The 13031-nt window shown below is 69.5% G+C and carries 13 protein-coding genes; 5 read left to right on the top strand and 8 right to left on the bottom strand.

Annotation, left to right across the window (positions count from 1 at the left end):
- The first annotated feature begins 4 nt into the window (after positions 1-4).
- The 4 genes from D187_RS32630 (at position 5) to D187_RS32615 (ending at position 4246) form a co-directional block, all read left to right on the top strand.
- The gene (locus D187_RS32630) at positions 5-1294 is read left to right on the top strand and encodes a dicarboxylate/amino acid:cation symporter (RefSeq protein WP_002628013.1); all 1290 of its coding nucleotides are present in this window, start codon (positions 5-7) and stop codon (positions 1292-1294) included.
- A gap of 92 nt (positions 1295-1386) precedes the next feature.
- Positions 1387-1869, top strand: coding sequence for an FKBP-type peptidyl-prolyl cis-trans isomerase (locus D187_RS32625; protein ID WP_002628011.1), 483 nt, complete (start codon positions 1387-1389; stop codon positions 1867-1869).
- Positions 1870-1939: 70 nt separating this feature from the next.
- The gene (locus tag D187_RS32620) at positions 1940-3826 is read left to right on the top strand and encodes an OPT family oligopeptide transporter (RefSeq protein ID WP_002628009.1); all 1887 of its coding nucleotides are present in this window, start codon (positions 1940-1942) and stop codon (positions 3824-3826) included.
- Positions 3827-3865: 39 nt separating this feature from the next.
- Positions 3866-4246, top strand: a complete 381-nt coding sequence (locus tag D187_RS32615; RefSeq protein ID WP_002628007.1) for a hypothetical protein — start codon at positions 3866-3868, stop codon at positions 4244-4246.
- Between the two features lie 24 nt (positions 4247-4270).
- Here D187_RS32615 and D187_RS32610 read toward each other — a convergent pair whose 3' ends face one another.
- The 8 genes from D187_RS32610 to D187_RS32575 form a co-directional block, all read right to left on the bottom strand.
- Positions 4271-5437, bottom strand: a complete 1167-nt coding sequence (locus D187_RS32610) for an alkaline phosphatase PhoX (RefSeq protein WP_020918426.1) — start codon at positions 5435-5437, stop codon at positions 4271-4273.
- Positions 5438-5538: 101 nt separating this feature from the next.
- The gene (locus D187_RS32605) at positions 5539-6168 is read right to left on the bottom strand and encodes a hypothetical protein (protein WP_002628003.1); all 630 of its coding nucleotides are present in this window, start codon (positions 6166-6168) and stop codon (positions 5539-5541) included.
- 33 nt (positions 6169-6201) lie between these two features.
- Positions 6202-6699, bottom strand: a complete 498-nt coding sequence (locus tag D187_RS32600) for a cupin domain-containing protein (protein ID WP_002628001.1) — start codon at positions 6697-6699, stop codon at positions 6202-6204.
- A gap of 14 nt (positions 6700-6713) precedes the next feature.
- On the bottom strand, positions 6714-7103 hold the full coding sequence (locus tag D187_RS32595) for a response regulator transcription factor (protein WP_081713949.1): 390 nt from the start codon (positions 7101-7103) through the stop codon (positions 6714-6716).
- Between the two features lies 1 nt (position 7104).
- Positions 7105-7602: a hypothetical protein gene (locus tag D187_RS32590; RefSeq protein WP_043432529.1), complete on the bottom strand. Its 498-nt coding sequence runs from the start codon at positions 7600-7602 to the stop codon at positions 7105-7107.
- A gap of 151 nt (positions 7603-7753) precedes the next feature.
- The gene (locus D187_RS32585) at positions 7754-8371 is read right to left on the bottom strand and encodes a response regulator transcription factor (RefSeq protein WP_002627994.1); all 618 of its coding nucleotides are present in this window, start codon (positions 8369-8371) and stop codon (positions 7754-7756) included.
- Between the two features lie 29 nt (positions 8372-8400).
- A complete protein-coding gene (locus tag D187_RS50690; RefSeq protein WP_002627992.1) occupies positions 8401-10593 on the bottom strand; it encodes a sensor histidine kinase in 2193 nt (730 codons plus the stop codon).
- A 166-nt stretch (positions 10594-10759) separates the two neighbouring features.
- On the bottom strand, positions 10760-11398 hold the full coding sequence (locus D187_RS32575) for an alpha/beta hydrolase (protein WP_043432525.1): 639 nt from the start codon (positions 11396-11398) through the stop codon (positions 10760-10762).
- Positions 11399-11488: 90 nt separating this feature from the next.
- Here D187_RS32575 and D187_RS32570 point away from each other — a divergent pair, with 90 nt between their 5' ends.
- Positions 11489-13024, top strand: coding sequence for a Do family serine endopeptidase (locus tag D187_RS32570; RefSeq protein ID WP_002627987.1), 1536 nt, complete (start codon positions 11489-11491; stop codon positions 13022-13024).
- The last annotated feature ends 7 nt before the right edge of the window (positions 13025-13031 follow it).

Raw genomic sequence — 13031 nt, 5'->3', positions numbered from 1 at the left:
CCGGATGAAGCAGCACCAGAAGATGCTCCTGGGCATCGTGATTGGCACGGTGGCGGGTATCGCCGCCAATCTCCTCGTGGGTGGAGCGCCGTGGTTGGAGTGGGTGGTGACGAACGTCACCTCGTTGGTGGGTCAGCTCTTCCTGCGCCTGCTGCTGATGCTGGTGGTGCCGCTGCTCTTCGCCGCGCTGGTGACGGGCGTGTGCGAGCTGGACCTACGGTCCATTGGCCGGCTGGGCGTGCGCACCATGGGCTACACCGTGATCATCTCCAGCATCGCCGTGCTCATCGGGCTGGTCCTCGTCAACACGCTCAAGCCCGGTACCCGGCTGAGCGAGGAGGCCATCGCCGCGCTCGTGCAGAAGGGCTCCGTGGTGAAGGCGGCCCCCGCGCCGAGCGGAGACTCGGTGCCCGCGCTCCTGCTCTCCATGGTGCCCACCAATCCCATCAAGGCCGCGGCGGAGGGGGACATCATCGCCTTCATCGTCTTCTCGCTCATCTCCGGCGTGGGGCTCATGGTGACGGACACCCCGGGCTCCCGGCACCTCAAGGAGACCGTCATAGGGCTCTATGACGTGCTGATGACGCTCATCGATGGGGTGTTGCGGTTGGCGCCCATCGGCGTGGGGGCGCTGCTCTTCAGCGTCACGGCGCGCCTGGGCTTCGGCATCCTGGTTCAGGTGGCGTCCTTCGTGGGCGTGGTGCTGCTGGCGCTCGGGCTGCACATGTTCGTCGTGTACTCGCTGTCCGTGCGCTTCCTGGGCGGACGCAACCCCATCACCTTCTTCCGCGACTGCCGCCTGGCCATCGTCACCGCCTTCTCCACCGCGTCCTCCAGCGCCACGCTGCCCACCGCCCTCAAGGTGGCCGAGGAGAACCTCAAGCTGCCGCGCAACGTGTCACGCTTCGTGCTCACCGCCGGCTCGGCGATGAACCAGAACGGCACCGCGCTCTTCGAGGGCGTCACGGTGCTCTTCCTCGCGCAGGTGTTCGGCGTGGAGCTGAGCCTGGCCAACCAGGCCACGGTGATGTTCATCTGTGTGCTGGCGGGCATCGGCACCGCGGGCGTGCCGGCCGGCTCCATCCCCGTCATCGCGATGATCCTCGGCATGTTCAAGATTCCCCCCGAGGGCCTCGGCCTCATCCTCGGCGTGGACCGCTTCCTCGACATGTGCCGCACCACGCTCAACGTGACGGGGGACCTGGCCGCCGCCGTCTACGTGGCCCGGGGGGAGCCGGCGCCGGAAAACCAGACTGCCCCGGCGCCAACCCGGCCGGAATCGTCCGCTTCTTGAGCATCCGGAGGCTTGTGGGGTTGCCTTGGGCCGGGCACTGTCCCATACCCCCCTCATCCCTCTTGGCAGGACAGCTCAAGGAGCAGCCGCACATGAAGGTGTCCAAGGACTGCGTGGTCTCGTTGGAGTACCGGTTGCACCTCGGCGATGGCAAGGTCGTCGATGAGAGCGAGCCCGGCCAACCCCTGGCCTATATGCACGGACGGGGGCAGATCGTCCCGGGTCTGGAAGGGCAACTGGAGGGACTGTCCGCCGGCGACGCGAAGAAGGTCGTCGTGGTGCCCGCCCAGGGCTATGGCGAGCATGATCCGCGCGGACTCCAGGAAGTGCCGCGCAGCATGTTCCCCCCGGATGCGCCGCTCCAGGCGGGCCTGAGCATCTCCGCCCAGACGGCCGAGGGCGACGTCATCCCCATCACCGTGCGCGAGGTGAAGGGGGACTCGGTGGTGGTGGACCTCAACCACCCGCTGGCGGGCAAGACGCTGCACTTCGACGTGACGGTGCGCGAGGTGCGTCCGGCCACCACCGAGGAGCTCGAGCACGGCCACGCCCACGGGCCCGGCGGCGCGCACTGAGCCCGTCCCCCCGGGGGCGCGCGGTCCCACTCGTCGGGTAGGAGGTGTTCCGCTATCCTCGCGCCTCCACATGACTTCTCCCGTCTCGCCCTCGCCCCAGCAGCTCCGCCTCCAGCCCGAGCCCCCACCTCCATCGGAGCGGGACTCCACTCCCGTGGATCCCGAGCGACACTGGCTCGAGAATGTCTACCAGGGGGGCGTGCGTCAGCTCACCGTGCGAGCCGTCATCGCGGGGATGCTGATTGGCGCGGTGATGTGCCTGTCCAACCTCTACGTCATCCTCAAGACGGGCTGGAGCCTGGGCGTCACGCTCACCGCGTGCATCCTCGCCTTCGCGACGTTTGGCGCGCTGCGGGGCGTGGGGCTGCTCAAGCAGGACTTCACCACGCTGGAGAACAACGCCATGGGCTCGGTGGCGTCGGCGGCGGGGTACATGACGGGCGGCGGCAACATGGCGGCCGTGCCCGCGCTGTTGATGCTCACCGGCGCGCTGCCGCCCACGGGGTGGTTGGTGGCGTGGTTCGCCGTCATCTCCGCGCTGGGCGTCTTCGCCGCCATCCCCATCAAGCGCCAGCTCATCAACATCGAGCAGCTTCCCTTTCCCACCGGCACCGCCACCGCCCAGACGCTCCAGGCGCTGCACGGGCATGACGAGCGCTCGCGGGGCAAGGCGCGCTCGCTGGGCCTCGCGGGCCTCATCGGCGCCGTCATCGCCTTCTGGCGCGACGCCAAGGCCTCGTGGCTCGTGTGGAACCTGCCCGCCAAGCTCAGCCTGCCCTTCACCATTGGTGGCAGGCCCGCGGGGGCGTGGACGCTGTCGCTCGACCTGAGCCTGCTGCTCATCGGCGCGGGCGCGCTGGTGAGCTTCAAGACGGGCTGGTCCATGCTGCTCGGGGCGCTGCTCACCTACGGCGTCCTCGCGCCGGAGATGGTCAGCCGCGGCGTCATCCCCGAGGTGACCTACAAGGCCATCAACGGCTGGGCGCTGTGGACGGGGGCCTCGGTGCTCGTGTCCTCGGGCCTGCTGTCCTTCGCCTTCCAGTGGCGCAGCGTGGCCAAGTCCTTCAAGGCGCTCGCGGGCCTGTTCGGCCGCAAGCAGAACGCGGAGGCGGATCCCCTCGCCGACATCGAGTGTCCTCCCGCGTGGTTCCCCCTGGGTTTCCTGGTGCTCGGTCCGGTGGTGGTGGCGCTGATGGCCTACCTCTTCCAGGTTCCCTGGTGGGCGGGCGTGGTGGCGCTGCCGCTGTCGGTGGTGATGGGCGTCATCGCCTCGCGCGTCACGGGCGAGACGGACACCACGCCCACCAAGGCGCTCGGGCCGGTGACCCAGCTGCTCTATGGCGCCCTGTTGCCTGGCAACCTCACCGCCAACGTGATGAGCGCCAACGCCACGGGCGGCGTGGGGCTGCACTCGGCGGACCTGCTCACGGACCTCAAGTCGGGTTGGCTGCTCGGCGCCAACCCGCGTCAGCAGTTCATCGCGCAGCTCTTCGGGGTGGTGGCGGGGGCGGCGGTGGTGGTGCCCGCGTTCAACCTGCTCGTGCCGGACGCGTCCGTGCTCGGCACCGAGGAGTTCCCCGCGCCCTCGTCCCTGGTGTGGGCGGGCGTGTCGAAGATGCTCATGAGCGGGGTGCATGCGCTGCCGGTGTCCGCGCGCATCGGGGCCGTGTGTGGGCTGTGCCTGGGCGTGGCGCTGGTGCTGCTGGAGCGCTGGGCGCCGAAGAAGGCCAGACCCTTCATCCCCTCGGCGTCGGGGCTGGGGCTGTCCATCGTCATCCCCGGGGCCAGCTCCATCAGCTTCTTCATCGGCGCGGCCATCGCCGAGGTGCTGCGCCGCAAGAAGGCGAAGCTGGCCGATGCCCTGGTGCTCCCGGTGAGCTCGGGCTTCATCGCTGGCGAGAGTCTCATGGGCATCGCCGTGGCGATGCTCAAGGCCTTCGGTGTGATGCCCAAGTAGGAGCGTCGTCCCGGGGCGGTTGCGGTAGGCTCCGCCCCCATGACCTCGGATCCCGTCACGCTCGTCGCCGCGCTCCGCAACGTCCTCGAGGACACGGTGCGCGACTTCTCGTCGATGCCCTTCTTCGTCAGGCCCATGGTGCGCGGTGGCTTCGAGCGCCGCACCGGACAGAGCCTGGAGGCGTGGCAGCAGCTCGCCTCGGCGCTCGTCTCCCAGGTGAAGCCGGACACGACACCCGCCCGCGTCCGCGAGAGCCATCCGCGGCTGCGCGAGCACCTGGAGCAGCTCGCGGAGAACTACCGCACCGCCCCCGAGCGCGCCGCCAAGGGGATGGGCCTGCTGGCCGGACTCCAGCGCGTCCAGGAGACGTCCCGGCGCCGCGAGGAGGCCGTCCGCGCCCTCATCTCCTGGCTCGGATAGCGCTCCCCGCGAGACGCCGCGCGCCTACGTGCGGAACGGTCCGGTCACCTCGAAGGTGATGCCGCCGCCGTTGGTGCCGGAGGTGCCGCGCTGGGAGCTGAAATACAGCCGCTTGCCGTCCGGGCTGAACGCGGGGCCGGTGATCTCCGAGCTGTTGTGGCCCACGAGCTGGAGCAGCGGCGCCACGATGCGCTCCGGGGTGATGATGCAGATCTGCAAGTCCCCCCCGTCCTCGGCCACGAAGATGTCGCCCGAGGAGGACACGGTGACGTTGTCCACGCCGGTGAGGGGCGAGTTCGGATAGAGGTTGTCGTCGTAGATGATCTCCAGGCGCGAGGAGGCCGGGGTGTAGGCCCAGACGCGGTTGTCGCCCTTGGTGGTGAAGTAGACGGTGCCGCGGTCGTACCAGCAGCCCTCGCCACCGTTGAAGACGGTGGTGCGCGAGGCGTTGGACTGCTGCGAGGCGGGCTTGCTGGCGGACACGGGCTCCCACGTCACGGTGGCGCCGGTCAGCGGATCCCCGGAGACCCGAGCGGCCTCGAGCGTGCCCGCATCGAGCGAGGGATAGGCGGACGGGGTGAAGCGGTAGAAGCGGCCGCTGGTGCTGTCCTCGGTGAGGTAGAGCCGGTAGTCATCCGAGTCCACCGCGACGGCCTCGTGGGAGAAGGTGCCGAGCGCGGGGCGCACCACGCCCTGCGAGGCCTTCGTGGGATCGCACTCCCAGACGCGGCCGCCGGAGTACTCCTCGCACGACAGCCAGGTGCCCCAGGGGGTGCGGCCACCGGCGCAGTTGGAGGTGGTGTTGGAGAGGATGCGGTAGGCGCCGGTGATGGCGCCGCCCCCATCGAAGCGGATGGCCGAGACGCCGCCGGTGCCCAGGGTCTTCTCGGAGTTGGAGGTGTAGATCCACCCGCCGCCCGACACGGGGAAGCAGGCGCCACCGTCCGGCGCCCCGTGCCAGGTGTAGCCGGTGTTGGCCACCTTGGCGCCGGAGCGCGCGATGATGCGCGAGGAGAAGCCCGCGGGCAGCCGCACGCCATTGGCATCGGCGGAACCGGACAGGGCGCCGTAGGGACTGGTGCCGGGCCTGGCGGGGGCGGCATAGGCCTGGCGCCAGAAGGCCGGACCCAGGGCGAGCGCCGTTCCGCCGACGGCGGAGAGCTGCAGGAAGTTGCGACGATTGAGTGTCATGTGAGCCTCCGGTGTGACGAGCGGGCGCACCTTCACACGCGTTCACGGGAGGCTCGGGTCAACTCTCCGTCAGCAGCAGTTGACGGACGTGTGACGAGGCATCAGTTCGCCGGGGGCGGCGGCGCGCTGTGGTCGCAGTGCAACAGTGACGGCGGATCGAAACAGGTGAGTTGATCCTGATCGAGCCGGCACACGCCCGTGGGCGTGCTGGCGCACCGCACCTCCGTGCGCGTGGACTTGCAGTCATAGCCACATCCCACCGCCTCGGAGGCGGTGAGGCAGCGGGGCTCGGGGGTGTCGGCGCCGTGCTCGTGGATGACGCTCTCCGGCGGATCCCAGCAGACGAGGCGCTCGAAGTGGGTGGTGCACACGCCATGGGGCGTGCCGTTGCAGGCCACTTCGCCATTGGCCACCCGGCAGTTGTAGCCGCAGGCCACCTTGCCCCGGATCTCCTTGCACTCGGGCTTCGTGCCCGAATTGTCCGGGTGGGCGATGGCCACCCGCGGCGGATCCCAGCAATGGATGTTGCCCGCCAACAGTTGACACACCCCATAGGGCGTCCTGGCACAGGCGGCGTGCGAGCCATTGGTCTTGCATTGATACCCGCACACGGTCCGCCCCTGCGAGGACACGCATTGGGGCGGAGGGGGCCGAGGCGCGGGCGGCGTGGGCGGGGACTCCACGGGGACGGGAGCGGATGCCAACCAGACGAGGGCGAGCAGGGAGAGCATGGTTCGCCGCCGACGAAAACGCCGGGGCTTTATTCAACCTCCCGATTTCGGGACGCCCGGATGGCAGAGCTGACGGAACAGCTCCGCGTGCTCGGGATGGCGGGCCGCCAGCTCCTCGCCGCGGGGCATCTCCCAGTCCGCGAAGTCGAAGCCCGGGGCCACCGTGCAGCCGCACAGCGTGTACTCCCCTCGGGGCAGGGCCGCCTGGAGCACCCCGGCCGGGACGAGCACCTGTGGCCTCTCCCCGCGCGCGACATCCCGGCCCAGTGTCACCGTCTCCAGCCGGCCCTGGGCTTCATCGAGCAGGTACATCGTCAGCGCGTGCCCGTCGTAGAAGTGCCACAGCTCGGCCGAGCTCACCCGGTGCCAGGCGGCGAACGTGCCGCGCGGCAGCAGGTAGTAGATGGCCGTGCCCACCGAGCGCGTGCCGCGCGGCGTCTCCACCGTCACCGCCGAGCGCCACGTCTCGCGGAAGAAGCCTCCCTCCGGATGGGGCGCGAGTCCCAATGTCCTCACCAGTTCGTCGACCATGCCACCACTGTACCTCACGGCCCCGCCAGGCTGTCGCGCGCGAGCGCTCGCTCCACCGCCGTCAGCAATTCCTCCGTGCTGAACGGCTTGGGCAGGAAGTCCATCGCCCCCGCCTTCATTGCCTGTGTCACCGTCAGCGTGTCCCCATGCGCGCTGATGAAGACGATGGGCTGCGTCCACCCCGCCCGACGCAGTTCCTGTTGCAACTCCAGCCCGTTGAGGTCCGGCATGCGCAGGTCCATCACCACGCATCCAGGTCCTCGCCAGGGTTCACGCTCGAGCATCTTCCGCGGCTGGGCGAAGCACTCCACCTCATACCCCCACACCTGGAACATGCGCCCGAGACTGCGCAGCACCGAAGGGTCATCGTCCACGACGAACACCCTGGGGCGCTTCTGGCTCATGTCAGAGCGTATGGGCGACGGCGACGCGCTCCTTGCCGTCGTTGTATTGAGGGCTGTCGGAGGCTTTCACGTTCGTGGTTCCGTCGAACACGATGCGAACCGCGCATGTGCCCTTCTTGAGGTACTCCATCCCGGTGATCGAGGAGTGGGTCGAGAACTCACTGTTGACGTTGTGCTCGAGGGGAGCACTCCTCGAGACCTTGCCCAGGAACGCGGCCACGGTGAGTGCGTTCGCGTCGTAATCCACACAGGTGACGTCATAGCGCCACTTGGTATTGGAATGCGCGGAGAGGATGTAGCCCGAGTTGACATCGCCCGTACTCATGGCGTGCGCCATGGCCGCCTCGAGAACACCGTCGGCCGTCGACATGTTCAGCGCGATGAACGCGCCGTTGTTGCGTTGACGGCCCGAGGGCGCGGGGACCACGGGAGCCGCTCTTTCCCTGGCCTCCGCCTCTTTCTGTGCCACGTAGTCGCCGAGTGTTTTGGTGTCGGACATGGTCCCTCTCGCCCGGCTCATGGGACCGGTGTTCGTGGTTCCATGTCTATAGCGGCTCGCTCCCGCGATGACATGTGAGCGTTTCGCTGAATTGACAACTGAGAGGGATTGTGCGTCTTGCCAGGCCGAGGGGCGCGGCGGTCCTGACGCCTCAGGGCCGTGAGTCCAGCCGCTCCAGCAGCCGCGCCAGCTCCGCCACGGACGTCACCGATAGCTTCGCCATGACACTCCGGCGCTGATGGCCCACCGTCTGTTCGGCGGTGCCCAGCTCGGCCGCGATCTGCTTGTTGAGCAATCCCCTCGCCATCAGCCGGCACACCTGCGCCTCCCGGGGAGAGAGCGTGGAGAAGAGGGCCCGTAACTCCTCGTGCTCCTGCTCCGTGGCCCTCGCCACCTTGTTGCGCTCGAGCGCTTGCTCCACCGCCGCCAGGATGTCCTCCGTCGTGACGGGCTTGGGCAGGAAGTCCACCGCCCCCTCCTTCATCGCCCGCACGGCCGTCGGCACGTCCCCATGCGCGCTGATGAAGACGATGGGCTGCGTCCACCCCACCCGCCGCAGTTCCTGCTGCAACTCCAACCCGTTGAGCTCCGGCATGCGCAGGTCCATCACCACGCACCCAGGTCCCCGCGAGGGCTCGCGCTCCAACATCAGCCGCGGGTGGGCGAAGCTCTCCACTTCATAGCCCCGCACCTGGAACATGCGCCCGAGACTGCGCAGCACCGAAGGGTCATCGTCGACGACGAACACCGTGGGCTCCCCCTGGCTCATGGGAGCGGTTCTACCACAGGGCCCTCGGTTCAGACGGAGGGCAGGGTACAGCGGAAGAGGGCGCCCCCTCCCGTGCGGTGCTCGGCCTGGATCCGGCCCTGATGCGACTCGAGGATGGAGCGGCTGATGGACAGGCCCATGCCCAGCCCCTCGCGCTTGGTGGTGAAGAAGGGCTCGAAGAGGTGCGCGAGCACCTGCTCGGTCAACCCCGCCCCGGTGTCCTCCACCACCAGATCGACCTGGCCCTCGCGTTGTTGGGTGCGCACCCACACCCGCCGCTGTCCGACGGGGCTCTGGCTCACCGCGTCCAGGGCATTGGTGACCAGGTTGAGCACCACCTGCTGCAACTGCACGCCGTCGCCGTGGACGGTCAGGGGGGAGTCGGACAGGTGCAGGGTGAGCTCGGCTCCGCGTGCCTGGGCATCGGCGCCCACCAGCCGCAGCACCTCGCGCACCAGCGCGTTGACGTCATGGGGGCCGTGCTGCGCCTCGCCCTTCTTGAGCAGGGCTCGCATGTGGCGGATGACCGCTCCGGCCCGCTGGTCGTCGGAGACGATGTCCTGGAGCGTCTCGAGCACCAGGGGCAGATCCACGGGGGTGCGCCGCAGCAGGGTCTGGGCCGTCTCGGCGTTGGTGAGGATGGCGGCCAGGGGCTGGTTCAGCTCATGGGCGATGGAGACCCCCAGCTCGCCCACGGCGGCCACCCGCTCCAGGTGCGCCCGTTCGTCGCGAGCCTGGCGCGCCTCCAGCTCGGCGCGCCGGCGGGGGGTGACGTCCATCAACGTCACGACAGCTCCGCCCTCGGGCAACTCCAACTGCCGGGCGCGCAGCTCGAACCAGGTGTGGGGGGTGAGCCCCCGGGACTCCACCACGCCTTCGGGTGCGCGCTCCGAGAGCACCTCCTGGAGCAGCGTCACCGCTCCGGCCATCTCGGGGGGGCCGGTGCGCGCCGCCTCGCGGAAGGACTCCAGATAGGAGGCGCCAGGGACCCGGAGCTTGTCCGCGGGCAGTCCCCCCAGTCGCTCGCCCTGCGCCGTCAGTGGATTGGAGCGCAGCACCACCCCACGCTTGTCGAGGATGGCCACGGAGCCGGGGAGCGAGTCCAGCACCGCCAGGTTCAGCCGCTGGGCCCTCCGGCGTTGTGCGCGCTCCAGCAGCAGCACGGTGATGAGCACCGCCTGCAACAGGCCCGCCACGAGGATCGCCGCCACCTGCCAGCGATAGCGCTCCCAGAGGCCGGGCTCGTGAAAGCGCACCACGCCGCCGGGAGGCAACCGGCTGGTGGGAATGTGCCAGCGCTTGAGTTCCCTTTCGTCGAAGGCGGCCAGATTGGCCTCGATGGATCCTGGCGGCAGGTTCGAGGCCGGTTCGCCCTCGAGCAGCCGCAGGGTGCGTCGCGCGGCTTCCTGGCCCAGCAACTCGTAGTCCAACAACATCCCCCCGACGATTCCGCTGCCCAGCATGGTCTCGTGAACGCTGAAGATGGGAGGGCTGCCCTCGGCATGCAGCTGCCGCGACACGTCGCGCGTGATGCAACTGCGACCTGTCGCGTCCTGCATGAAGCCCACCAGGATGACCACGCTGTCCTCGGGCAGGGTCCGCACCCGCTGCCGCAGTTCCTCCAACGTCAGGTCCATGAGCCCGATGAACTCGCGATCCGGCGCGGCGGCGCGGACCTCGCGCGAGACATGGGGCCAGGCGCCCACCTCGCGTGGGCTGGAACCGAGGACGAGGGCGACATGCCGCGTGTCTGGCAGCAGCCGCAGGGCGACCTGGACGGTGCCCGACACGTCGAGATCCGCCCAATTGGCTCGCAGATACGGGCCTTGGTTCAGCATGGACACCAGGACGTCGTCGTTGAAGATGGAGAGCAATGGCACCTGGGGCCATAGTTCCTGCTGCAGGTAGACCAGCAGGGGGGTGGCATCCACGAAGGAGACGATGGCGTCGGGTTGTTGCTCGCGGTACTTGACGAGATAGAAGTCGCGCAGCGCGCGCTCGTACTCGGCGCCGCCGAACCAGGCCATGTCCAGGTATTCGATGTCGACGGTGACGGGTCCCCGCCAGTTGGCCAGCACCGTCTGCCGGAAGGTCCGGGTGAAGTCCGCGATGGCCGGCACCGTGGCGTCCTCGGGGACGAAGAGCAGCACCCGTTTCTCCCGCTCGGCGGCCGCGAGAGGTGTCGCCATCAGCCACACGAGCAGGAAACCGAGCAGGCGCATATCAGGTGGGGTTCACCCGCGGGGTGCATCCAGGAGGGAAGGTAGGGGCACACGATAGGAGACGCGATGCCTGCCCGCCAGACAGGGGGCCTGTTGCGAGGCCCCCGGTTCGCCGGGGCTCTCTTCACCCAGGCCTGCCTCCCGGCCCTTCCCCGGCGAGGCGAACTCACCCCCGGAGCTCGTGCACCAGCCAGTCCCTCACGCGCGTGAAGACGGGCTCGGCGGCCTCGTTGAGCACGTGCCCGGCTCCCGGGATGAGTTCCAGCTCCTTGTGCCCCCGGGCCCGCTCGTGGATGGACTGCGAGCAGCGCGGCGGGAGCACCGTGTCCGACGTGCCGTGCACGAGCAGCAACGAGCGCGGATGCAACTCCGGCACCGGCTCCGTCCCGTAGCTCTGGGGCGCCAGCCCCACCACCGTCTTCACCCAGGCAGAGCGCACCCCGGCCCGGATCATCACCGCCCCACCGAACGAGTGCCCCACCAGGGCGATCCGCTCGAGCCCTCGCTCCACGAGGAAGTCCACTCCCGCGAGCACGTCCTGCACCGACTCCGTCAGGTCGGTCGGGTGGCGATACCTCAACCGCAGCGTGGACAGGCCGTGCTTCAGCAACTCCTCGCCCAGCCGCGGGTACAACCGGAGGGCCGGCGTATCGAAGCCACCGCCCACGCCTCCCGCCAGCAACACCCCCGCCTTCGCTCCGGGGGAGTCGTACAACAACACGTCCACCGGCCCTCGCTTCGTCGGCAGCGTGAAGGGCCGTGGTTCCAGACTCGCCTGGCCCCCTGGTGTCTCGATGTCCGGCATCTCCGTTCGTGCTCCTCTCCCATGACGATGTCCAGGGTGGGCATGCGCGGACAGGGTCCGCATCTTCCCTCCATGGAGGAAGTCCCCTTGATGACCCACGCCCGCCCGGCCTTCTGGTTTCGCCTCTTCCTGTTCAACGCGCTCCTGCTGAGCGTCTCCACCGGTTGTGAGCGCCGCGCACGCGAGCCGGCCCTCCCTCCACCTCCCGCCGTGAGCCAGGCGCCCGCCCCGGCACCGGACGCCCCCCGGCCCGTGCAGCAGGGGGCCCAGCCAGCCAGGCCCCTCCCGCAAGAGGAGCAGGCCACGGGCGGTTCCGGGCAACTGGTCTCCGTCGCGGACCTCGTGGAGGCCGTGAAGAGCTCCGTGGTCAACGTGGACGTCCAGGTCCGGGCCCCTGGGCTCGAGGCTCATGGGGATCTGCTCGAGCGCTTCTTCGGCATGCCGGGACTCCCCGAGGACGGCCCCGCGCCGCGCGAGCGCGTCCAGCAGGGGGAGGGCTCGGGCTTCATCATCGACCCGAACGGGCTCATCCTCACCAACAACCACGTGGTGGAGAACGCCTTCTCCATCCGCGTGCGGCTCGACGATGGCCGCGAGTACGAGGCGAAGGTGCTCGGGAGGGATCCCCTCACCGACCTGGCGCTCATCAAGCTCCAGGGCAACGTGAAGGATCTGCCCTTCGTCCGGCTCGGTGACTCGGACGCGGTGCGCGTGGGCGATCCCGTGGTGGCCATCGGCAACCCGTTCGGGCTCACCTCCAGCGTCAGCTCCGGCATCCTCTCGGCCCGGGCGCGTGACATCCAGGCGGGCCCCTACGACAACTTCCTGCAGACGGACGCCGCCATCAATCCGGGCAACTCGGGAGGGCCGCTGTTCAACGCCCGGGGCGAGGTCATCGGCATCAACACCGCCATCGTCGGTGGGGGCGCCGGCATCGGCTTCGCCGTGCCCTCCAATACGGCCCAGGCGCTGCTGCCCCAACTCCAGAAGGGGAAGATCCGCCGCGGCTGGCTGGGTGTGTCGGTGCAGGATCTGACGCCCGACCTGGCCCGGGCCCTGAAGGTGCCGCAGGACAAGGGCGCCATCGTCACCGGCGTGCAGGAGAACACGCCCTCGGCCAGGGCCGGCCTCCAGCAGGACGACATCATCACCGCCGTGAATGGCGAGCCCGTGGAATCCGCGCGTGCCCTCACGCGCGACATCGGCTTCCGCCCGCCGGAGGAGACCGTGAAGCTCACCGTCTACCACGCGGGCCAGTCGCGCGAGGTGCGGGTGAAGCTCGCCGAGCGGCCGGACCTCGAGGGCTTCTCCACCCAGCCCCCCGGTGACGAGCGCGAGGAGTCCGGCCGCCGGCTGGGCATGCGCTTGCAGGACGTGGATCCACGCCTCGTGCCGGGCGCGATCCGGGGCGCGCTGATCATCGAGGTGGAGCCCGGCTCGCCCGCGGAGCGGGCCGGACTCCAGCCGGGCATGGTCATCGTCGAGGCCGGTGGCCGGCCGGTGAACAACCCACGGGAGTTCGCCCAGGCGGTGCGCGGACAGGCCCCGGGCTCGGTGCTGCTCTTGCGCATCCAGCTGGGCGAGAGCCGGCTGCTGCGTGCCCTGACGATTCCCGAGGAGCGGTGACCGGCCG

Source organism: Cystobacter fuscus DSM 2262, assembly GCF_000335475.2.
Taxonomy (GTDB): Bacteria; Myxococcota; Myxococcia; order Myxococcales; family Myxococcaceae; genus Cystobacter; species Cystobacter fuscus.
Note: the sequence above shows the minus strand (reverse complement) of the source record. Positions and strands in the feature narration are given on the sequence as shown.